This is a genomic window from Pseudomonas wayambapalatensis (assembly GCF_049942315.1).
GTDB classification, from domain to species: domain Bacteria; phylum Pseudomonadota; class Gammaproteobacteria; order Pseudomonadales; family Pseudomonadaceae; genus Aquipseudomonas; species Aquipseudomonas wayambapalatensis.
The window spans coordinates 1-23,505 of sequence record NZ_JBNFMU010000155.1 but is presented as its reverse complement, the minus strand read 5'-3'; the positions used below and the strand labels follow the sequence as shown (position 1 = coordinate 23,505).

Annotated in this window: 14 protein-coding genes; 1 reads left to right on the top strand and 13 read right to left on the bottom strand. The window is 64.3% G+C overall.

Annotated elements, in window-relative coordinates; translation table 11 throughout:
* Positions 1-138: 138 nt before the first annotated feature.
* From mdoH to pip, 4 genes are all read right to left on the bottom strand, one after another.
* On the bottom strand, positions 139-2,712 hold the full coding sequence (gene mdoH, locus ACPZMI_RS09795; protein WP_186665783.1) for a glucans biosynthesis glucosyltransferase MdoH: 2,574 nt from the start codon (positions 2,710-2,712) through the stop codon (positions 139-141).
* Positions 2,705-4,450: a glucan biosynthesis protein G gene (locus ACPZMI_RS09790; protein WP_346655487.1), complete on the bottom strand. Its 1,746-nt coding sequence runs from the start codon at positions 4,448-4,450 to the stop codon at positions 2,705-2,707. The genes mdoH and ACPZMI_RS09790 overlap by 8 nt, the downstream gene beginning before the upstream one ends.
* Positions 4,451-4,713: 263 nt before the next feature.
* Positions 4,714-5,151, bottom strand: coding sequence for a D-aminoacyl-tRNA deacylase (gene dtd / locus ACPZMI_RS09785; protein ID WP_288377187.1), 438 nt, complete (start codon positions 5,149-5,151; stop codon positions 4,714-4,716).
* Positions 5,148-6,119, bottom strand: coding sequence for a prolyl aminopeptidase (gene pip / locus ACPZMI_RS09780; protein ID WP_186665779.1), 972 nt, complete (start codon positions 6,117-6,119; stop codon positions 5,148-5,150). Before pip ends, dtd begins: the two co-directional genes overlap by 4 nt.
* A gap of 176 nt (positions 6,120-6,295) precedes the next feature.
* Here pip and ACPZMI_RS09775 point away from each other — a divergent pair, with 176 nt between their 5' ends.
* Entirely contained in the window at positions 6,296-11,809 is a 5,514-nt protein-coding gene (locus ACPZMI_RS09775; RefSeq protein ID WP_426352132.1) for a dermonecrotic toxin domain-containing protein, read from the top strand.
* 57 nt (positions 11,810-11,866) lie between these two features.
* Here ACPZMI_RS09775 and hutG read toward each other — a convergent pair whose 3' ends face one another.
* The 9 genes from hutG to hutU form a co-directional block, all read right to left on the bottom strand.
* On the bottom strand, positions 11,867-12,670 hold the full coding sequence (gene hutG, locus ACPZMI_RS09770; RefSeq protein ID WP_186710210.1) for an N-formylglutamate deformylase: 804 nt from the start codon (positions 12,668-12,670) through the stop codon (positions 11,867-11,869).
* Positions 12,671-12,680: 10 nt separating this feature from the next.
* On the bottom strand, positions 12,681-13,886 hold the full coding sequence (gene hutI / locus ACPZMI_RS09765) for an imidazolonepropionase (protein ID WP_426352131.1): 1,206 nt from the start codon (positions 13,884-13,886) through the stop codon (positions 12,681-12,683).
* A 15-nt stretch (positions 13,887-13,901) separates the two neighbouring features.
* On the bottom strand, positions 13,902-15,305 hold the full coding sequence (locus ACPZMI_RS09760) for an amino acid permease (RefSeq protein ID WP_186665773.1): 1,404 nt from the start codon (positions 15,303-15,305) through the stop codon (positions 13,902-13,904).
* Between the two features lie 104 nt (positions 15,306-15,409).
* The gene (hutH, locus tag ACPZMI_RS09755) at positions 15,410-16,942 is read right to left on the bottom strand and encodes a histidine ammonia-lyase (RefSeq protein ID WP_426352130.1); all 1,533 of its coding nucleotides are present in this window, start codon (positions 16,940-16,942) and stop codon (positions 15,410-15,412) included.
* Positions 16,943-16,965: 23 nt separating this feature from the next.
* Positions 16,966-18,489 carry an HAL/PAL/TAL family ammonia-lyase gene (locus ACPZMI_RS09750; protein ID WP_186710190.1) on the bottom strand — a complete coding sequence of 508 codons (1,524 nt, stop codon included), beginning with the start codon at positions 18,487-18,489 and terminating at the stop codon, positions 16,966-16,968.
* Positions 18,490-18,497: 8 nt separating this feature from the next.
* On the bottom strand, positions 18,498-19,328 hold the full coding sequence (locus tag ACPZMI_RS09745; RefSeq protein WP_186665768.1) for a quaternary amine ABC transporter ATP-binding protein: 831 nt from the start codon (positions 19,326-19,328) through the stop codon (positions 18,498-18,500).
* Positions 19,325-20,176 (bottom strand): ABC transporter permease, encoded by an 852-nt coding sequence (locus ACPZMI_RS09740; protein WP_186665766.1) that lies wholly within the window; start codon positions 20,174-20,176, stop codon positions 19,325-19,327. The genes ACPZMI_RS09745 and ACPZMI_RS09740 overlap by 4 nt, the downstream gene beginning before the upstream one ends.
* Positions 20,177-20,202: 26 nt before the next feature.
* Positions 20,203-21,171, bottom strand: a complete 969-nt coding sequence (locus tag ACPZMI_RS09735; protein ID WP_426352129.1) for an ABC transporter substrate-binding protein — start codon at positions 21,169-21,171, stop codon at positions 20,203-20,205.
* 159 nt (positions 21,172-21,330) lie between these two features.
* Positions 21,331-23,010: a urocanate hydratase gene (gene hutU, locus ACPZMI_RS09730; RefSeq protein ID WP_426352128.1), complete on the bottom strand. Its 1,680-nt coding sequence runs from the start codon at positions 23,008-23,010 to the stop codon at positions 21,331-21,333.
* Positions 23,011-23,505: the final 495 nt, after the last annotated feature.

Here is a 23,505-nt window from a genome sequence, read left to right as displayed (position 1 = left end):
AGGATCCCAACAACTGCGTCCCCGGTAATCAAGACTGGGGGGGGCTTTTGTGGCAAAAAACTCATGGGGGGGAAAAAGTTTTTGGGGGCATTTCACCTTGGCGACCCCCCTCTCCCCCTTGCCCGCGAATGCGATGGATCAGGCGCCGACGAGTGCCGGCTGGCCTTCACCTTCAGGATGCAGCGGCAGCAGCGGCGAGTGCGGATCGTTGGCGATGGAGTTGCGCCACACATTGATCCACGCCTCGTTCTGCTCGGCCCACACCCGCTCGTGCAGGCGCGACAGCGCCACCGGGTCGCTCAGCAGGGCCAGGCGAGTATTGCCGTCGATCCCCTTGGGACCGGCTTCCAGCGCCTTGGCGATACGCTCGGCACGCAGCGACTCGATCGCATCGGACTGGCCGTGACGGGCCGTACCCATGGCGCAGGCCAGGGCGTTCTGACGCGGATCGACCACGGCGCGAACGAAGCCATCGTGCAGGGCGTGCCAGCGGTTCTCGTGGGTGTACTGGTCGGTTGCCAGCAGCTCGTGCGGCGTGGCGTATTCCTCGGGAATCAGGAACAAGCGCTCATCCTTGGCCGCCAGGCCCAGGCGTACTCGGCTGGAGATCACCGAAACCGGGATCGACAACACCAGCGAACCGACGATAGGCGCCAGCCACCACAGGAAGCTCGGGTTCAGCCAAGCCACCAGCGCAGCCCAGGCAATACCCAGCAGGGTCTGCGGGCCATGGCGGCGTACCGCTTCGCTCCATGGCGTGGAGTCGTCGTCACGCTGCGGCGAATTCCAGGTCGCTGCCCAGCCGAGGAACGCAGCCAGCACGAAGCGGGTGTGGAAGATCATCCGCACCGGCGCCAGCAACATGGAGAAAAGCATCTCCATCAGCATCGACAGGGTCACCTTGATCCGCCCGCCGAACTCGGTCGCGCCCTTGGCCCAGATCAGGATGATGCTCAGCAGCTTGGGCAGGAACAGCAGCACGATGGTGGTGGAGAACAGCGCGATGGCTTTTTCCGGGTGCCACTGCGGCCACAGCGGATAGAGCTGGAACGGCTCGATGAAGTACTGCGGCTCCATCAGCGTGTTGGTTGCCAGCAGCGCCGTCGACAGCACCAGGAACAGGAACCACAGCGGCGCCGACAGGTACGACATCACCCCGGTGAGGAACACCGCGCGGTGCACCGGGTGCATGCCCTTGACCAGGAACAGGCGGAAGTTCATCAGGTTGCCGTGGCACCAGCGCCGGTCGCGCTTGAGCTCGTCGAGCAGGTTCGGCGGCAGCTCTTCATAGCTGCCCGGCAGGTCATAGGCGATCCACACGCCCCAGCCGGCACGGCGCATCAGCGCGGCTTCGACGAAGTCGTGGGACAGGATCGCGCCGGCGAAGGCACCCTTGCCCGGCAGCGGCGCCAGGGCGCAATGCTCGATGAAGGGCTTCATGCGGATGATCGCGTTGTGCCCCCAGTAATGCGACTCGCCCAACTGCCAGAAGTGCAGGCCAGCGGTGAACAGCGGGCCGTACACGCGGGTGGCGAACTGCTGCATGCGCGCATAGAGGGTGTCCATGCCCGAAGCCTTCGGCCCGGTCTGGATGATGCCGGCGTCCGGGTTGGCCTCCATCAGGCGCACCAGGCTGCTCAGGCACTCGCCGCTCATCACGCTGTCGGCGTCGAGGACGACCATGTACTTGTACTCGCCCCCCCAGCGACGGCAGAAGTCGTCGAGGTTACCGCTCTTGCGCTTCACACGGCGGCGGCGGCGGCGATAGAAGATACGGCCGAAACCTTTCGCCTCACGGCACACCTCCAGCCACGCCTGCTGCTCGGCAACGGCGATGTCGGTGTCGTTGGTGTCACTGAGCACGAAGAAGTCGAAGCGGTCCAGGTTGCCGGTGGCGGCCACCGACTCGAAGGTCGCGCGCAGGCCGGCGAAGACCCGTGGCACGTCCTCGTTGCAGATCGGCATGACGATCGCGGTGCGGGCATCGGCCGGGATCGGCTCGTTGCCCGCACTGCTGCCGGAAATCTTGTATTTGTCACGGCCGGTGAGCAACTCGAGGAAGCCCATCAGCGCGGTCCAGAAGCCCGCCGACACCCAGCAGAACAGGATGCCGAAGAGGATCAGGATGGAGGTCTGCAAGGCATAGGGCCAGACCTGCACGACGGTATCCCAGATCGGCTGGTTGACCACTTCTTCCAGGTCGACGAACGACCAGCCCTGGTACGGCAGGATGCCCTTCATATACCAGCCGGCGACGATGGTCTGGCCGATCATCAGCGCCAGCAGGATGTAGCGGCGCAACGAGCCGACCCGGCGCCAGCGTGCCGGCGGCAGCTCGCGCTTGGGCGGTTGCGGGGCGTTGGTGCGGCCGGTCATGCGCCGCCACATGCGCACCAGGATATTGGTGCGCCAGGGCTCGGGCAGGACCTTGGTGCGCTTGATCGGCGGGGCGATCTTCAGGCACAGGCGGCCACCGCCGTCGACGCCGAGCATCTCGGCCTCTTCGAGCTCGGCGGCGCTGCCGACGGTCAGACGGGAACCCACCGAAGCCTGGACGGCCTCGGTGGCGCTGGCGGCCGGATCAGCCGCCAGGCGTTGGTGCAGCTCGCTGAAGGAAGAGCAGCTGGCGAGTTCCGCTCGCTGCTCGTCGCTCAGAGGAAGGTGGGCCAGGTACTCGCCAAGCGATTCCGGCCTTGCGTTTGAGTTACTCATCGGCAGGCAACTGATAGCTCCAGGTTTCGGTCAGCACCTTCTCGGTGGTGGCCGGGGCCCCGTTGGTGGACGCCGCGTCGGCGGCTGGTTGCTCGGCCGGCTTCTCGGCTTTCTCGGCCTTGGCATGCTGAGCCTTGGCGTGCTTGGCGGCCGCCTTGTCCTGCTGGGTTTCGGCAGGTTTGGTTTCCTTCGGTGCCTCGACCGGAACATCGCGTACCAGCGCGGCACGCATCTCGGTGGACTTCTTCGGATCCTTGACCTTCAACCGCAGGGTCAGACGCCAGCCCTTGATCTCTGGGTTATAGCGCAGATTGTTCTCGACCACCTCGGCGTTGTCGCCAACGCTGACCTGGCTGCGCACGGCAGTGTCGGCCGGCAGGGCGGCAAGGACCGGGCCGTCGAAGTCGACCAGGAAGGCCACGCTGCCATCGGCCTGACGGATCAGGTTGGCTTGCTTGACGTCACCGGTCGAACGCAGGGTCTGCTTGACCCAGCCAAGGTCCTGGGCCTGGAACTTGGGCTCACTGATGGTCCAGTGCAGGCGATAGTTGTACTCGAACGGCTTGCCTGGCTCAGGCAGGGTTTCCGGGCTCCAGAAAGCAACGATGTTGTCGTTGGTCTCGTCGGCGGTCGGAATCTCGACCAGGTCGACGGTGCCCTTGCCCCAGTCGCCCTTGGGCTCGATCCAGGTGCTTGGACGCTTCTGGTAGTTGTCGTCGAGGTCTTCGAAGTCGCTGAAGGCACGCTGGCGCTGCATCAGGCCGAAACCACGCGGGTTCTCGACGCTGAAGTTGCTCACGGCCAGGTGTTTCGGGTTGTTCAGCGGACGCCACAGCCATTCGCCGTTGCCGGCGTGGATCGACAGGCCTTCGGAATCGTGCAGCGCCGGACGGTAGTTCTGTACCTTCGACGGCTGGTTCGGGCCGAACAGGAACATGCTGGTCAGCGGGGCAATGCCCAGGCGGCTGACGTGGTCACGCAGGAACACCTTGGACTTGACGTCGACGATGGTGTCGTCGCCCGGACGCACGGTCAGCTTGTAGGCGCCGGTGGAGCGCGGCGAATCGAGCAGCGCGTAGATCACCAGGTGCTTGTCGGCAGGCTTGGGCTTCTCGATCCAGAACTCGCGAAAGCGCGGGAACTCTTCGCCCGACGGCAGCGCAGTGTCGATGGCCAGGCCACGGGCAGACAGGCCATAGGCGTGCCCCTTGCCGACCACGCGGAAGTAGCTGGCGCCCAGCAGGGTCATGATCTCATCCTGCTTGTCAGGCTTGTTGATCGGGTAGAGCACGCGGAAACCGGCGTAGCCGAGGTTCTTGGTGGCATCGGCGTCATGCGGTACGTCGCCGAACTCGAAGCGGCTCGGGTCGTACTTGATCTCTTCGACCTTCTTGGCGGTGATCTCGTTGATGGTCACCGGCGTGTCGAAGTGCATGCCCTGATGGTAGAAGGAAAGCTTGAACGGGGTCTTGTCATTCGCCCATTCGGCCTTTTCCTGGATGAAGCGGATTTTCTGATAGTCCGCGTACTTCATGTCGCGGAACACCGGAGGCAGGTTGCTCTTCGGTGCTTCGTACTTCTGGCCGGCCAGATCCTTTGCCTTGGCTGCAACATCGTCAAGATTGAATGCCCACAGCTGGCCTGCGCTCATCAGGCCAACCAGCGCTGCGCCTGCCAACAAGGCCGTGCGCAGCCGATTGCCGGGGATTCTTGGTGCATTACAGGGACTTACAATCACGAGCAACCCTCGCCGTAAACAGATCATGAAACCAACGGCCAGCGACCAATGCCGGGTTGGCGAGCACTGTTCGGACCCCGCAAGGGCGCAATGATTCCCCAAACGGATCCAGACAATGCTCGAGTCAGAGTGAAACGAACCTGCGAACGCAGGCTCACGCAGCGCGCGATTATCCAGCAGGCTGCGTTACAACGCATCAGGCTGGACAAACTATTTATCGTACAAAACCCCTTGTTTTCCTACAAACAAGGGGTTTTTGCGGCTCATATTTGTAACATAAATGTTACGGGGCCATCATTGATCAGGTGAACCTGCATGTCTGCACCAAAACGGCCACTCTCGACGTTCGAGTGCTGAAGCTTAGCCTGCTGCAAAAGATAGTCGAAAAGCTCGGCCCCCAGAGCAGGCGGTGCCGCCGTCGAAAAACCTGGCCGCATGCCACTACGAGTGTCGGCGGCCAGGGTGAACTGCGAGACCAGCAGCAGCCCGCCGCCGATATCCTTGAGCGACAGGTTCATCTTGCCCTGCGGGTCACTGAACACCCGGTAGTTCAGCAGCTTGTGCAAAAGCTTATCGGCATGTTCGCGGGTATCTTCAGGCTCGACTGCCACCAGCACCAGCAAACCCTGGTCTACCGCGCCGACGATCTCGCCCTCGACTTCGACCCGAGCTGCGCGTACACGCTGCAGCAGGCCCTTCATGCTTCTTCCAGGGGCAGGTCGAGCAGGCGACGGGCCATCTGGTCCGCGGCGCGTACCAGGGCATCGGTGATGCCCGGCTCGGACGCGGCGTGACCGGCATCGCGGATCACCTTGAGTTCACTGTTCGGCCAGGCCTGGTGCAGCTCCCAGGCGTTGTCCAGCGGGCAGATCACGTCGTAGCGGCCATGCACGATCACCGCCGGCAGGTGGGCGATCTTCGGCAAGTCGCGGATCAACTGGTCCGGCTCGAGGAAGCCATTGTTCATGAAGTAGTGGCATTCGATGCGGGCGATCGACAGCGCGCGCTGAGGCTCGGAGAAACGATCGACCACCAGCGGGTTGGGACGCAGCGTGGCGGTGCGGCCTTCCCAGGTCGACCAGGCCTTGGCGGCCTGCATCTGGGCGATCTGGTCGTGGCCGGTCAGGCGCTTGTGGAAGGCCTTGACCAGGTCACCGCGCTCATCCGCCGGGATCGGCGCGATGTAGTCCTGCCAGTAGTCAGGGAACAGACGGCTGGCGCCCGCCTGATAGAACCATTCGATTTCCTGGGGGCGACACAGGAAAATCCCACGCAGGATCAGGCCATGCACGCGCTCGGGGTGAGTCTGGGCGTAGGCCAGCGCCAGCGTCGAGCCCCAGGAGCCACCGAACAGCACCCATTTGTCGATGCCCAGGTGCTCGCGGATGCGCTCCAGGTCTTCGATCAGGTGCCAGGTGGTGTTGTTCTCCAGGCTCGCGTGCGGCGTGGAGCGCCCACAGCCGCGCTGGTCGAAGGTGATGATGCGGTAGAGGTTGGGGTCGAAGTAGCAACGGCTCTGGGCGTCGCAGCCCGAGCCCGGACCTCCGTGGATGAACACCACCGGCAAACCTTCAGGCGAACCACTTTCATCGACGTACAACACGTGCGGCGCTTCCACGGCCAGATCGTGCCGGGCGTAGGGTTTGATCTGCGGGTAGAGGGTCTGCATTGCGCACTCCGTGTGGGGATTGTTCGGCCGAGGGCCATCATAAACCTGAATTGCGCTTTGAGCATGTACCCGTGTGATGGGCATGCCCGATCATTGTCTCAAGGCCCCCATAAACTGTTATGTCAGCCTGGCCTGCGTGGCTCACTAGCATCGGTGTTTTCCCATGAGACACCGCCATGAACAAGCCAGCCCCCCTCACGCCCCACGCCCTGATCGAGCACAAGATGCCGTCGTGGATGCGCACGACCCCCGCCCGCATGCACGCCGTCATGCGCAAAACCCTCAAAACTCCGCCGGCCTGGTTCGCGCAGGCCAACGCCACGACCCATGACCTCGCCCAAGCCTATGCCGACTACCAGGCCCAAAGTGCAAAGCTCGATGCACAAATGAGCGCGCTCCCGGCGCTGACTGCGTTCGCCACCCAGCAGTTGCAACAGGCGATTCACACGCGGTTCAGGCTATCCCTCGACGTGGCCACCCACTACCTGATCAATGCCAGCAAGGCCGAAGCCTACAAGGCGCAACTGGAAGGCGACCCCGTCGTCGACGGGCAGCGCGCGCTGAAGCTGGCCACTCAATCGCTGTTGCACTGCGCGCTGCAGAACTTCGAGGAGGCCGAAGCCCAGCCCAATGGGCTGGATGGACAATCGCTCAGCGCGGCCGTAGTCGACAGCAACGTCTTCAGGTTCCTCACTCCTGTCGGAAAGCAACTAGCCATCGCGCCCCATGAGTTCGCAGCCCTGAGCCGTGAACTGGATATCGGCGGCCAGTACCAGACGCTGATCGCCGACCTGTTGAACACCGCAGCGCCAGCGCTGCGCGCTACCGAACAGGCGGCCTTGCGCGTGGAAGTGCACAAAGCCCGCCTCAGCCAAGCGATCGACGCCGAGCTGCATTCGATACTGCTCAGCCTCGTCGAGGACACGTCGGCCGAGTACCAGGGCAGCCCGGTGCGTTGCGCCGCACTGGCGCTGTTCGGGGTGCCATTGACCGGAGCCATGGTCATCGGCGCAGTCCCCTCCCCCGAACAACTGCTGATCTACGATCCGCTGCTGTTGCCGTACAAAGGCCTCCTTGTCACCTACCTTCCCGGCAGCGCCATACCCTTGAAACAGCACCACTCGGTGCACGAGGCGCAGGCCCACTTGCGCGAGCAATTGGGGAAAATGCCGGACAGCCAGCTCAAGCGCGCAGTGTCGGCGCGTGACAGCGCCACCTTCGTCGAAAAGCTGATCGACTGTCTGCGGCCCATCGACTGGAGCACGTTGAAACCTACCCCCAACGGCCAAGAACGCCAGGTCGAGCGGGTACGCGACCCCGAAGCCTGGGTACCCGTAACCCTGAAGCCTTTTCGCAAGCCGCTGCTCACGCATCTGGTCGAGCAGAAGCAACAGCGACTCAAGGACGACGCGGCATTCCACGCGGTGCCCACCGCCGTCGAAGACGAAAAGACCGCCACAAAGCGTCGAGCCTACTTCACCCAGTTGGCCTTCAACGCCCTCAACATCAGCGGCTTCTTCGTACCCGTGTTGGGCCAAGTGATGATGGGTGTGGCCGCGATCCAACTGAGCTATGAGATTTTCGAGGGTCTCGACAGCTGGGCCAACGGCGACCAGCAACAGGCATTCGAGTATCTGATGGACGTGGTCGAGAACGTGGCGCTCACCGCCGCCTTGGGGGCCGCCGGCGGCACAGGCGAGATACCGGCGCTCGAGCGCGTTGCGGTGGAAACGCCCTCGTTCATAGAAGAGCTCACCCCTATCGAACTGCCCAATGGCCAGACCCGCCTGTGGGCGCCCGACCTGCGACCGTTCGCGCACGACATCCTGTTGCCCGCCGACCTGCAGCCCGATGAATTCGGCCTTTACCACCACCAAGGCAAGACCTGGCTGGCGCTGGACGGCACCCACTATTCGCTGACCCAGGCGGCGCATACCGGTGAGTATCGACTCGAACACCCGCATAACCCGCAGAGCTACCAGCCCAGCCTGCGTCACAATGGTGCCGGTGCCTGGCAGCACGAACTGGACCAACCGTTGACCTGGCAGGCACCCGCCCTCATGCGTCGCGCCAGCCCGCTGGCCACGGCGTTCGACGATGCAACCATCAGCCGCATTCTGGAGATCAGCGACACCCGGGAAGACGTACTGCGCCGGATCGTCACCGAGAATCAACGGCTTCCCGCACTGCTGGAAGACACCCTGATGCGCTTCAAGCTGGACCAGCAGATCAGCCAGGCGCCCGCCTACGCCGAGCCACACAAGGCCCAGGCCGAATTCGCCAAGCGCTACAGCGCCTTGTCGAGCACAGCGATGCCGTCCGCAGAGGTCATCCGCCAGCGCTACCCGCAACTACCGGGTGTCATCGTCGAGGAACTGCTGCGCCACGCCACGCCCGAGGAACTGCAAACCCTGGCACAGGCCAAGGTGCCCTACCGCCTGGCCCAGGAAATACGCATCTATCAGCAGCAGGTGCGCCTGGCGCGGGCCTACGAGGGGCTGTACCTGGACTCGGTGCGCAACGCCGATAGCGAGCGGCTGGCGCTGTACACGCTGGAGCGGTTGTCCGACTGGCCAGCCGGCACCCGCATGACCCTGGAGCAGCTGCCTGGCGGCAGCTTCGAGATCGGTGCAGCCGACACGCAGGGCCAGACCGTGGTCAGCACCGCCGCGGGCTACCTTGCGCAATCGAGCGCCGCCACGGGTACCGACTTGTCCACACACGCCTCGTTGTACAGCGCGCTGCTCGAAGTGATACCCGCCGCACTGCGCAAAACACTGACGGGCAACGATGCCGAACAAGCCCTTGCCCTGAAACGCCTGATCCAGGCCACCCCCCTGCCGCGCCCTGCACTCAGACGCCTGCTGGGCATGCAACCGCTGAACTTGGGCTACCGCTCACCGATGCGCCTGGCCGACGGACGCATCGGCTACCCGCTGGGCGGCCAAGGTGCGGCCGGGGGGCATTTCACACGCCATACCCTGCTGCGCATCATCCGCACCCTCGAACTGCCGGAACACCTCTCCCACTCGGCCGAACAGATCCTGACCCGCCTTGAAACCAGCGGCATGAACCGCTCGGACATCCATAACCGCCTGCGCCAGTTGCAAGAACAACGCACCACCCTGCAGCGCTGGCTGGACGATTGGCGCACGGCGGTCCACCCCGACACCCTCACTGCGCCCCATGCGTTCTCCGAGCTTCAGGCACGCTTCATGAATCATTGGCACCGCAACGCATTGCCCAGCCTCGGCGACACCCAAGCCCCACTGCACCTGGAGCGCATCGACCTCAGCAGCTTCCCCACAGGCCTGCCCGACTTCCTCAGCGCAACGATCACGCACCTGCAACTGACCGAGCCGTCATTCGGCAATAGCGTGGGTTGGGCAGTATACGAACGGCACCTGAACAACCTGTTCCAACAGTTGCCAGGCTTGCGCTCACTCGAAATCAGCCGCCCCTACTCGGAAACCGCGGCCCCCTCCCAATTACTCTTCAGCGTCGGCTTGATGGCCACGCACTTCCCCGAGCTCGAATCGCTCAGCCTGCTGAACCAGAACCTGCAACTGTCCGAAAGCGACATCAACAGCCTCGCCGGTCTGCGCCGTCTGCGTCGCCTGGACCTCGGCGGCAACCGCCTTTCAGAACGCTACCGCCCGGATTTTCGCGAGCTCACGCTGGACTACCTTGGCCTCGACCGTATGACCCTCGACCAATGGCCGCAGGGTCTGAGCCTGGGGTCACTGGCGAACATCGGCGAACTGTCGCTACGCGACAACAACCTGCGGGTACTGCCTGGCATGCTGTTCGGCAGCCACGTCGACGCACGCCCACGCACCGTCATCTCACTGGAAGGCAACCGCATCAGCGATGACCAATTGCTGCGCCTGCTGCTGGCCCAGGACACATCGACGCCCAACATCACGGTCGATATCTCTCCCAGCCTGCGCACCCGCCTGGACCAACACATCCAGCAACGCCAGGCGCTGCACGAGGCCATCGACCAGTGGGCCAACGCCTCCAGTTCGAGCGCACCGCTAAGCCAAGCCGCGACGCTTGCCCGCCGCCGTATCGGCTCCGCGTTGAGCACCTTCTGGCAAAGCCAGGAACAAGGCCTGACCCAGACGACCTTGCGCTTGGAAGACATGGACCTGGGGCATTTCCCGCCACAGTTGCCGGCTTTCTTCAACGAGCGGGTGCGCAACCTGTCCATATCCCGAGCCAGCGGAACCACGGAGCAGTTGAACACGTTCTTCGCCCGGCTGCCGAACGTCGAGAGCCTGAACCTGGTGGAGTACATCGGCGCCACCCAGACCCTGCCCACGGCACTGTTGCGCCTGCCAAACCTGACCTACCTCTCGATACGTGACATGGGCCTGGAGGTGAACGACAACCTGCTTGCAACCCTCGCCCACTTGAGCAACCTGACGCTGTTGGACCTGGGCGGCAACCGCATGGGTAGCATCACCCAAGTGCCCGAAGGGCTGCGCAACCTGCGCCGCCTCGACCTGAACAACATGGGCCTGCAGCACTGGCCGACCTGGGTCGACAGCCTGCTGCCGATGGACATGCTGGATCTCAGTGAAAATCAGCTCACTGCACTTCCCGAACACATTCTCAGCAACATCAACAACGACTTCCCGATCTCATCGATCGCCTTGTTCGGTAACCCGCTGAGCATGGACACCATGATGCGCGCGCGCACCTCGTCGGACAGCCAGCACAGCTACACCTTCGCCATGGACATGCCCGACGACCTGCTCCTGCTCACCTCCTCAGATGATGAAATGGCTGGCGGGCACCTGCACAACCCGATGCTTTCGGTCGATAACGATCTGCCCAACATCGACGACTGGTTGCTCGGCACAGAGGCGCAGAACGAAGCCCTGAAAAGCGCCTGGGATACCCTCGAAGAAGGCGGTGAGGCCGCCAACCTGCTGGCGCTGGTCGGCCGGTTGCGCCAGGCCGCCCCCTATCGCAACGGGCAGACCCGCCAATCGTTCTGCGAGCGCGTGCGCCTGATGCTGGTCAAGGCCTCAGTCATTACCGAGGAGCGACTGCTGTTCAACGCCGTGGCCGAGGAGGCCCTGGTACAGCCCGACACCGGCAGCCAGACCTGCCATGACGGCGCGCTGCTGGTGTTCCAGAACATCGAACTGCTGATCGACGGCCGGCGCCTGCTGACCGAGCCGGCAGACTCGGAGCACACGCTCTACCGTGAGCTGCGTCGCCTGTACCGCCTGCACCGCCTGGACGAGATCGCCCGGGACAAGGCCAGGGGACGCGACGAGGCAGAGGTGCGCCTGGCCTATCGACGTGGGTTGAACGAAGAACTCAAGCTTGGCGTACCGGACGACAACATGCTGTATCAGGCATCTGCCGACGTCAGCCGTAACGAACTGGCGTTGGCCGTGGACCAGGTGCACCGCGAAGAACAGGGCGAATCGTTCCTGAACTACGCCACCAGCAACCAAGAATGGATTCGCTACCTGCGCCACACCAACCAGGCGCGCTTCGATGCAATCGAACAGCAGTACCAGGCGCAGGTACTGGAGTTGCCCGAGCAGTTCCCCGACAGCACCCTGGAGCAACTCGCGCCGGAGTTCGACAACTTGAAGCGTGACAAGGACGCAAAAGAGGCCCGCCTGATTCTGGAGCTGACCATTCAGGCCAACCCCCAACGCGAGTGACGTGTTGGCGACACCGCACCGTCCCCAGGCCGGCTTTGTTCCGGCCTGGGGCTGGCCTCACTTGCCGTAACGCATCTTGCTCCACTCGAGCACGCTGGCGAGCAGATGCTGCAGCACCTCCTGCGTGGGCCGCGCCAGATCCTCGCGGTAGGCGAACGGCTCCACCTCTTCCATATAGGTGCTCTGCGCCAGCTCCAGTTGCACTGCATGGATATGATTGGTCGGATCCCCGTAATGCCGGGTGATGTGTCCGCCTTTGAAGCGCCCGTTGAGCACATGGGTATAGGCTGGCGCCTGGGCACACACCTTCTCCAGCCGTTCGGCCAGCTCCGAGTCACAGCTCGCGCCGTTGAAGGTGCCGAGGTTGAAGTCCGGCAGCTTGCCCTCGAACAGATGCGGGATCACCGAACGGATCGAGTGGGCATCCCACAGCAGCGCGTAACCGAATTCGGCGCGCAGGCGATCCAGCTCCTGGCGGATCGTGCCGTGGTAAGGGCGCCAGATCTGCTCCAGGTAGGTGGCACGCTCGTCGGCCGACGGCACCTGGCCGTCCCTGAACAACGGCTCGCCCTCGAACAGCGTCGCCGGGTACAGACCCGTGGTGGCGCCGACATACAACGGCTTGTCATCGTCCGGTCGGTTCAGGTCGATGACGAAGCGCGAGTACTGCGCCGCCACCACGCTGGCACCCAGCTCACGGGCAAAATCGTACAGCTGCGGGATATGCCAGTCGGTGTCCGGCAGGCTTTTGGCCTCGTCCACCAGCCCGGCCTCGACCGCCGGGGTCAACTTGAGGCCGGCGTGGGGCATGCTGATCAGCAGCGGCAGGCGACCTTGATGAAAACTCAATACCTTGTCCATGACGCCTCGCTCAGTGGGAAATTTCATGGCCCAGGCGCACCACGCGCTTAGGCAGGTCGCCACCCAGCCAGTAGGCCAGGTCGGCAGGTCGTTCGATCTGCCAGGCGACGAAGTCGGCGACCTTGCCAGTCTCCAGCGAACCATGGCTGTCGCCCAGGCCCAGGGCCGTGGCGGCGTACAGGGTGACACCGGCCAAGGCTTCTTCCGGGGTCATGCGGAACAGGGTGCAGCCCATGTTCAGCATCAGGCGCAGCGACAGCACTGGCGAGGTGCCGGGGTTGAGGTCGCTGGACAGAGCGATCTTCACGCCATGCCGACGCAGAGCGTCGATCGGCGGCAGCTGGGTTTCGCGCAGGAAGTAGAACGCCCCCGGCAGCAGCACGGCGACGGTGCCAGCCTGAGCCATGACGATGGCATCTTCCTCGGTCATGAATTCCAGGTGATCGGCCGACAGCGCCTGGTAGCGCGCCGCGAGCGTGGAGCCATGCAGCGACGACAATTGTTCAGCGTGCAGCTTGACCGGCAACCCCAGCTCGCGCGCCTTGATGAACACCCGCTCGACCTGCGCCGGCGAGAACGCCAGGTGCTCGCAGAAGGCATCCACCGCATCCACCAACCCTTCAGCGGCCAGGGCCGGGAGCATCTCGTCGCAGACATGGGTGATGTAGTCGTCGGCCCGCCCGGCGTACTCCGGCGGCAACGCGTGGGCGGCAAGGCAGGTGGCGCGCACAGTTACCGGCAGCTCTTCTGCGATGCGTCGGGCAACGCGCAGCATCTTGCGCTCGTTGGCCAGGTCCAGGCCGTAGCCGGACTTGATCTCCAGGGTGGTCACACCATCGCGCAGCAACGCCTGAACGCGCTGACGGGCGCTGGCCAGCAGTGCATCCTCACTGGCCGCGCGAGTGGCACGCACGGTGCTGGCGATGCCACCGCCCTGGGCGGCGATCTCGGCGTAGCTGACGCCCTGCAGGCGCTGCTCGAACTCACCGCTGCGGTTGCCGCCGAACACCGTGTGGGTGTGGCAGTCGATCAGGCCGGGAGTGACCCAGGCGCCGCCCAGGTCGACCACGCGTTCGGCATCGACGCCCGGCAGTTCGGCCTGGGGGCCGATCCATTCGATCAGCCCGGCATTGGTGACGATCGCCGCGTCCTCGATGATCGAGTAGCTGCCGTTGGCCATGGTGGCCGCGTGGCAGTGCTGCCAGAGGGTTCTCATAAAGCTCTCCACAAGTCAGCGGTGCAGTTCGGCCTGCTCCCGGGCGACCTGGCCCTGCCCTGAGCGCGGCTTGCACCACAACAGGTAGGACAGCACCAGGAACACCACCCACGCCACGCCCACCAGCAGCGCCGCCTGGGTGTTCGGGAAGTAGCCGAGCACACCGAAAATGAACAACATGAACACAATCGCCAGCGCCGGACCCCATGGCCAGAACGGCACCGGGAACTCCAGCGCGGCCGCTTGCTCGCGGCTCATGCGCCGACGCATGGCCACCTGGGTGACCAGAATCATCAGCCACACCCACACGGTGGCGAAGGTGGCGATAGAGGCGATCAGCAGGAAGACGTCTTCCGGAATCAGGTAGTTGAGCAGCACCCCCAGCAGCAGAGCAGCGCCCATCACCAGCACCGTCAGCCACGGCACGCCGTGCCGGGACAACTGCGCGAACCCGCGCGGCGCCTGGCCCTGTTCGGCCAGGCCATACATCATGCGACCCGCACCGAAGATGTCGCTGTTGATCGCCGAGACCGCCGCGGAAATCACCACCACGTTCAGCACCGCAGCGGCCGAGCCGATGCCAAGGTTGCTGAAGATCTGCACGAAGGGGCTGCCCTGGGTGCCGATCTGTGGCCAGGGGTACAGGCACATCAGCACGAACAGCGTCAGCACGTAGAACAGCAGGATGCGCAGCGGCACGGCGTTGATCGCCTTGGGGATGACGCGCTTGGGATCCTGCGCCTCACCGGCGGTGATGCCGATGATCTCGATGCCGCCGAAGGCGAACATCACCACCGCGAACGAGGCGATCAGGCCACCGACACCATTGGGCAGGAAGCCGCCATGCTCGAACAGGTTGGCGACACCGACGCTGGTTTCGCCACCGGCCTGGCCCAGGCCGAACGCCATGATGCCGAAGCCGGCCACGATCATCGCCACGATGGCGCCGACCTTGAGCAGCGACAGCCAGAACTCCATCTCGCCGAACACCCTGACGTTGCACAGGTTCAGCCCGCCGATCAGGAACACGATGCCCAGCACCCAGATCCAGCGCGGCACCTCGGGAAACCAGAAGCCCATGTAGATCCCGAACGCGGTGACGTCGGCGATGCACACGATGATCATCTCGAAGGCATAGGTCCAGCCGAGCACGAATCCGGCCATTGGCCCGAGATAGGTGCTGGCGTACTGCCCGAAAGAACCGGCCACGGGGTTGTGCACAGCCATCTCGCCGAGGGCGCGCATGACCATGAACACCGCCGCGCCGCCGATCAGGTAGGCCAGCAGCACTGCTGGCCCGGCCATCTGGATCGCCGACGCCGAGCCGTAGAACAGGCCGGTGCCGATGGCCGATCCCAAGGCCATGAATCGAATGTGTCGGGCGGTCAGCCCGCGCTTGAGTCCTTGTGCTGGTTGCATGGTTCGTCCTTATTGTTGTTCTTGATTGCCTCATCGCGGGACGAGCCCGCGCCTGCAGGTTCGGCTACGGGAGCGAGCTCGGCCCGCGATGGCATCGACACCGATCACAGGCTCGGCAGCACTCCGGCGGGCAGCAACCCGGTCAGGCGTCCGTCGGCCAGTAGCTCCACCGCCACCTCGATATCCGGCGCGAAGAAGCGGTCACGGTCATAGTGCGGCACCTCGCGGCGCAAGGTCTGGCGCGCCTGCTCCAGCTTGGCCGAGGTCTTCAGGCTCTCACGCAGGTCCAGGCCCTGACAGGCGCCCAGCCATTCGATGGCCAGCACGCCACGGGTGTTCTCGGCCATCTCCCACAGACGTTTGCCGGCGGCCGGGGCCATCGACACGTGGTCTTCCTGGTTGGCCGAGGTCGGCAGGCTGTCGACGCTGTGCGGGTGCGACAGGGCCTTGTTCTCGCTGGCCAGTGCGGCGGCGGTGACCTGGGCGATCATGAAGCCGGAGTTGACCCCGCCGTTTTCCACCAGGAACGGCGGCAGCTGCGACATGTGCTTGTCCATCATCAGCGAGATGCGGCGTTCGCTCAGCGAGCCGATCTCGGCAATGGCCAGGGCGATGTTGTCGGCCGCCATGGCCACAGGCTCTGCGTGGAAGTTGCCGCCCGAAATCACCTCGTCCTCGGCGGCGAACACCAGCGGGTTGTCGGATACCGCGTTGGACTCGATGGCCAGCACCTCGGCAGCCTGGCGCAGTTGCGTAAGGCAGGCGCCCATGACTTGCGGCTGGCAACGCAGCGAGTAAGGGTCCTGGACCTTGCCGCAGTTCTTGTGCGACTGCGAAATCTCGCTGGAGTCGCCCAGCAGGTCGCGGTAACAGGCGGCAGCGTCGATCTGGCCACGTTGCCCGCGCACCTCATGGACACGCGCATCGAACGGCGAGCGCGAGCCCAGTGCCGCTTCCACGGTGAGCGCACCACAGGCGATGGCCCCGGCGAACAGGTCTTCGGCCTGGAACAGGCCACGCAGCGCATAGGCGGTGGACGCCTGCGTACCGTTGAGCAGGGCCAGGCCTTCCTTGGCAGCCAGGGTCAGCGGCTCGAGGCCTGCCACCGCGAGGGCTTCGTTGGCATTCAGCCATTGTCCCTGGTAACGCGCCTTGCCCTCGCCCAGCAATACCAGCGACATGTGCGCCAGCGGCGCGAGGTCGCCAGAGGCGCCAACCGAGCCCTTCAGCGGAATGTGCGGATAGACCTCGGCGTTGACCAGGCTGATCAGCGCATCGATGACCTTGCGGCGGATGCCGGAGAAACCACGGCTGAGGCTGTTGATCTTCAGCACCATGATCAGACGCACCAGCGCATCGTCCAGCGGCGCGCCGATCCCGGCAGCGTGGGACAGCACCAGCGAGCGCTGGAGGTTTTCCAGGTCGTGGCTGGCGATGCGGGTCGAGGCCAGCAGGCCGAAGCCGGTGTTGATGCCGTAGGCCGTGCGGTCTTCGGCCAGAATGCGCTCGACGCAGGCAACGCTGGCGTCGATGGCGGCACCAGCGTCGGCATCGAGGCTCAGGCGCACCGGCGCCTGGTGGATGCGGCGCAACTGGGCCAGGGTCAACTGGCCGGGGGTCAGGGTAAAAGCTTCCATGTTCATGCTCCTTGTTATTTTGTTTAGTGCAGCGCAGCCAGCAGCGGCTGCGGCAACCGTGGATCCTTGAGCAAGGCCGCGGTGCTGGCGATGTCCGGCGCCAGCCAGCGGTCCTGCAGGTAGGCAGGCACGCTCTCGCGCAGCAAGCGCCAGGCCGCGTCGGTGCCCGCGCCGAAACGCTGTTCCTTGAGGAATTCGAATGCCTGGGCGGCCAGCAGGTACTCGATGGCGAGGATCTGCGTGCAGTTCTCCAACACCTGGTGCAGCTTGAGCGCAGCATTGGTGCCCATGCTCAGGTGATCTTCCTGCAGCCCCGAGGTGACGAAATTGTCGAGCACCGCCGGCTGCGCCAGCTGGCGGTTCTGCCCGCACAGCGAGGCGGCGACGTACTGGGCGATCATCATCCCCGAGTTGACGCCCGGGTTGCTGACCAGGAACGCCGGCAAGCCACTGACATGCGGATTGACCAGGCGGTCCAGACGCCGCTCGGCGATCGAGCCGATCTCGGCCATGGCGATCGCCAGCAGGTCGGCAGCCAGGGCCACCGACTGGCCGTGGGGGTTGGCCTGCGAGACCACACGGAAATCGTCCGGTGTGCCGAGCAGCAGCGGGTTGTCGTTGGCGCCGTTGAGCTCGGCCTCGACCTGACGCACCACATGGGCCAGTTGGTCGCGCGCCGCGCCATGCACCTGCGGGATCGAGCGGATGCTCAGGGCGTCCTGGGTACGGATGCCTTTGCTCGAGGCGATCACTTCACTGCCATCGAGCAGCGCGCGCAGGTTCTCGCCCACCACTTGCATGCCTGGGTGTGGCTTGAGGGCGATGATCTCGGCGTCGAACGCGGCGATCTGGCCGCGCAGGGCCTCGAAGCTCATGGCGCCGATCACATCGGCCCATTGCAGCAGGCGGCTGGCGTCATCCAGTGCAAGGCTGGCGAGGCCGGTCATGCACGGCGTGCCATTGACCAGGCACAGCCCGTCCTTGGCCCCCAGCTGCACAGGCGCAAGCCCGGCATCGGCCAAGGCCTCGGCGGCCTCGACGAGGCGCCCGCGATAACTGACCTTGCCCACCCCCAGCAGGCTCACGCCGATGTGGGCCATGTGCGTCAGATACCCCACCGAACCCTGGGACGGAACCTGCGGGGTAATGCCATGTTCGAGCAACGCCAGCAGCGCCTCGACCACCGAACGCTGCAGGCCCGACTTGCCATGGCTGTAGTTGACGATGGCGGCGCAGATGATCGCCCGCGTCTGTTCGTCCGGCAGCGCCGGGCCGACCCCGCAGGCGTGGCTGAGCAAGGTGTTGCGCGACAGTGCGCTGAGCTGCTCACCCTGCAACGAGACATTGCACAAGGCGCCCAGGCCGGTGTTCACGCCATAGGCGCGCTCGCCGCTGTCGACGATACGCCGGACGATGGCCTGGGCGTTGTCGATACGCGCCCAGACCTGCGGTGCCAGCTCCAGGCGCGCGCCATGGCGGGCCACGGCGGCGATGTCCTGCCACCGTACAGGCCCGTTGCCGATCACCACGACTTCAGGTTTCGACATGATGCTCCTCATACCGCGACGGCGCGGCGCTGAACGAAACGGTCAACGTATTCGTCGGCCGGCGAGTGAAGGATTTCCTGCGGCGTACCCACCTGGATCAGGCGGCCATCCTTGAGAATGGCAATGCGGTTGCCGATGCGTACCGCCTCGTCCAGGTCATGGGTGATGAACACGATGGTCTTGTGCAGGGTTTTCTGCAGTTCCAGCAACTGGTCCTGCATTTCGGCGCGGATCAGTGGGTCGAGGGCGCTGAAAGCCTCGTCCATGAGAATGATGTCGGTGTCGGCGGCCAGCGCCCGGGCCAGGCCCACGCGCTGGCGCATGCCGCCGGAGAGCTGGTGCGGATACTTCTTCTCGTAGCCCTTCAGGCCCACGGTCTCGATCCACTGCAGCGCACGCTCCTGGCACAGCTGCTTGCTCTCGCCACGCACCTTCAGGCCGTAGGCGACGTTGTCCAGCACATTGCGGTGCGGCAACAGGCCGAAGCTCTGGAACACCATGCTGATCTTGCGTCGGCGGAATTCGCGCAGGGCGTCCATGTCGTACTGCAGGATATCTTCGCCATCCACCAGGATCTGCCCGCTGGTGGGGTCGATCAGGCGGTTGAAGTGGCGCACCAGGGTGGACTTGCCCGAGCCGGACAGGCCCATGATGACGAAGATCTCGCCGCTGCCGATCGACAGCGACAGGTCGTTGACCCCAACCACGCAGCCGGTCTGCGACAGCACCTGCTCCTTGCTGCGCGCCTCGCGGATCAGTTGCAGGGCTTCCCCGGCGCGCTCGCCGAAGATCTTGAAGACGTTCTTCACTTCGATCTTGCTGATCGGCTGCGTGCTCATTTGCTCACCTCATGACGTGGCCGACCATAGGCCTGGGTAATGCGGTCGATCACCACCGCGAGAATCACGATGGCCAGGCCCGCTTCGAGGCCGCGGCCAACGTTGAGGGTCTGGATGCCGACCAGCACGTCCTCGCCCAGGCCGCGGGCGCCGATCATCGAGGCGATCACCACCATCGACAGGGCCATCATGGTGGTCTGGTTGATCCCGGCCATGATGCTTGGCAGTGCCAGCGGCAACTGCACGCCGAACAGCTGCTGCCAGCGGTTGGCGCCGAAGGCGTTGATCGCTTCCATCACCTCGCCATCGACCTGGCGAATCCCCAGGTCGGTCAGGCGGATCAGTGGCGGTGCGGCATAGATGACCGTGGCGAAGATCGCCGGCACCTTGCCCAGGCCGAACAGCATCAGTACCGGGATCAGGTACACGAAGCTGGGCATGGTCTGCATGATGTCCAGCAGCGGCATCAGTACCGCCCGCAGGCGATTGCTGCGCGCCGACAGGATGCCCAGTGGGATGCCCACCAGCACCGAGATCAGCGTGGCCACCAGCATCAGCGCGAGCGTCTGCATCAGCTTGTCCCACAGGCCGACAGCGCCGACCAGGAACAGCAAGCCGGTGATCACCAGGGTCGGCAGGATGCGGCGGGTGGCGTGCCAGGCGATGACCGCGACGACCCCCAGCATCAGCCACCAGGGCGTCGCACGCAGCAGGCCTTCGAGGTTGACGATGGCCCACAGCAGGGTGTCGGAAATGTGCCGGAACACATCGCCGTAGTTGGTCACCAGCGCATCGACCCAGCCATTGACCCAGTCGGCGATGGAGAATGTGAGGTTGTCAGGGAACATAGGTACCACTCATCAGGTGAGGACGCTCAGAGCGCCGCATTGATCTTCTTGGCAGCGTCTTCACTGACCCACGCCTGCCAGACTTCAGGATGTTCCTTGAGGAAGATCTTGGCCAGCTTCGGCGATTCGATGCGTTCCTTGCTCATGCGCCCCAGATTCTGGTTGAGAATGTCGAGCGGAATATTGACCTTCTCCAGTACGCCGACCAGCTCCGGCGCTTGTTCGTGGAAGGTTTTCGACAGGCCGACCTTGATCGACACGGTCTTGTCCACACCCGGCTTTTCCTCGAGCTTGACCAGGTCGATCTGGCCCATCAGCGGGGTCGGCGTCCAGTAGTAGAGGAGGATCGGTTCGCCGCGCTTGTAGCTCGACAGCGCCGCAGCATCCAGCGCCGGGCCGGTGCCCGGGCGGAAGTTGGTGAATTTGTCTTCCAGGCCGTACTCCTTGAGCATCTGGGTGTTGTCCAGCTCACAGGTCCAGCCGGCCGGGCAGTTGTAGAAACGGCCTTTGCTCGGTTCTTCAGGATCCTTGAAGACACTGGCGTACTGGGCCAGGTCGGCCACGTTCTTCAGATCCGGCGCCTTGGCTTCGAGCCTGCGCTTGGCATCGCCCTCGATCACGTAGCGCGGCACGTACCAGCCTTCGACCGCACCGACCACCGGTGCGCCGACGCCGACCACCTTGCCGGCTGCCTCAGCCTTTTTCCACACCTCGCTGCGACCCACCCATTCCTCGGCGAAGACCTGGATATCGTTGGTGCCCAGGGCGTTCTCCATGGTGATGGAGTTGCCCGGCAGGCTGTCGGTCTTGCAGTCGTAGCCCTTCTCGAGAACGAACTGCATCACGTCGGTCAGCAGCATGCCGCTTTCCCAGTTCAGCCCGGCGAATTTCACCGGTTTGCCGGATTCGCACCAGGTAGCGGCCTGAGTGGCACCGGCGCTGCCGAGCAGGCCAAGGGCGAACAGCGAAGCAAGCAAGGTCTTGTTGGTTTTCATTGCGTGACGCTCCCAAACTTGAAAGTGGAAATCGGCAGTCCTTGCAAAGAAGGTGGATCACCTGGGGCCACTGCGTGCCCCTTCGCGGGCACGCCCGCTCCTACAGTAGGAGCGGGCTTGTCCCGCGATGGGGCTGCGCAGCAGCCCCTGGGACGCGGATCAACCCGTAATCATCGGCAGGTTCAGACCCTGCTCTTTGGCGCAATCGATCGCAATCTGGTAACCGGCATCGGCATGACGCATCACGCCGGTGGCCGGGTCGTTGGTCAGGACGCGGGCAATGCGCGCTGCCGCTTCGTCGGTACCGTCACAGACGATGACCACACCCGAGTGCTGGGAGAAGCCCATGCCCACGCCACCGCCGTGATGCAGGGAAACCCAGGTGGCACCGCCTGCAGTGTTGAGCAGGGCGTTGAGCAGCGGCCAGTCGGACACGGCATCGGAGCCATCCTGCATGGATTCGGTTTCACGGTTCGGGCTCGATACGGAGCCGGAGTCCAGGTGATCGCGGCCGATCACCACCGGGGCGGACAGCTCGCCGCTGCGCACCATTTCGTTGAACGCCAGGCCCAGCTTGGCGCGCAGGCCCAGGCCAACCCAGCAGATACGTGCCGGCAGGCCCTGGAAGCTGATGCGCTCGCGGGCCATGTTCAGCCAGCGGTGCAGGTGCTCGTCGTCCGGGATCAGTTCCTTGACCTTGGCGTCGGTCTTGTAGATGTCCTGCGGGTCGCCCGACAGGGCTGCCCAGCGGAACGGGCCGATGCCGCGGCAGAACAGCGGACGGATGTAGGCCGGCACGAAGCCTGGGAAGTCGAAGGCATTCTTCACGCCCTCTTCCTGGGCCATCTGGCGGATGTTGTTGCCGTAGTCGAAGGTCGGCACGCCGGCCTTCTGGAAGTCGAGCATGGCTTGCACGTGCACGGCCATCGATTGCTTGGCGGCCTTGACCACGGCAGCCGGGTCGGTCTTGGCGCGGTCGCGGTACTGCTCCCAGGTCCAGCCGATCGGCAGGTAGCCGTTGAGCGGGTCGTGGGCGCTGGTCTGGTCGGTGACCATGTCCGGACGCACGCCACGCTTGACCAGTTCCGGGAGGATTTCAGCAGCGTTGCCATGCAGGGCGATGGAAACCGCCTTGCCTTCGGCGGTGTACTTGGCGATGCGTGCCAGGGCGTCATCGAGGTCGGTGGCCTGCTCGTCGACATAACGGGTGCGCAGGCGGAAGTCGATGCTGACCTGCTGGCATTCGATGTTCAGCGAGCAAGCGCCAGCCAGGGTCGCGGCCAGAGGCTGGGCACCGCCCATGCCGCCCAGGCCTGCGGTCAGCACCCAGCGGCCCTTGAGGTTGCCGCCGTAGTGCTGGCGACCGGCTTCGACGAAGGTTTCGTAGGTGCCCTGAACGATGCCCTGGCTACCGATGTAGATCCAGCTGCCGGCGGTCATCTGGCCGTACATGGCCAGGCCCTTGGCGTCCAGCTCGTTGAAGTGCTCCCAGTTGGCCCAGTGCGGCACCAGGTTGGAGTTGGCGATCAGTACACGGGGGGCGTTGCTGTGGGTCTTGAACACGCCGACCGGCTTGCCCGACTGCACCAGCAGGGTTTCGTCGTCGTTCAACTCCTTGAGGGTGGAGACGATCTTGTCATAGCACTCCCAGTTGCGCGCAGCACGGCCGATGCCGCCGTACACCACCAGCTCCTTGGGGTTTTCGGCCACCTCAGGATCCAGGTTGTTCATCAGCATCCGCAGCGGGGCTTCGGTCAGCCAGCTCTTGGCGTTCAACTGGGTGCCACGTGGGGCGCGGATCTCGACGTCACGGAAGGTGGTGGGCTTTTTGTCAGTCACGAAAGGTGCTCCTTGAGCGATCTATTCAAACCCGACGAGATCGGCGGGCCGGGGCTGTTCAGTACCGTGCGGATGGGACGGCCTATCCACTATCGCGCACTTATCTTTACTTGTACATACAAGCATATGCAATTGAATTGCCAAGTCGTCGAAACGGGTGGTTAGAGGTGTTCGGGTGATGGGCTGCAGACCTTGTGACTCAAGGGCTTGAGGGGGGAAGAAAAATAAAGGGGAAGGATTTGGTGGGAATTCAGACGGCAATGGCTTTGCGCCACCTTGGGGCATTCGGTAACAGGATGCGCTGTTTGCGGGCGTTACCGGGTAACTGTTTTGCAGGGTTTTTGAGGGCCCTATCGCGGGACGAGCCCGCTCCTACAGGTCCAGGACAGCGCTGAATCTGTGGGAGTGGGCTCGTCCCGCGATAGGGCCCCCAAAAACCCTGCAAAACAGTTACCCGGTAACGCCCGCAAACAGCGCATCCTGTTACCGAATGCC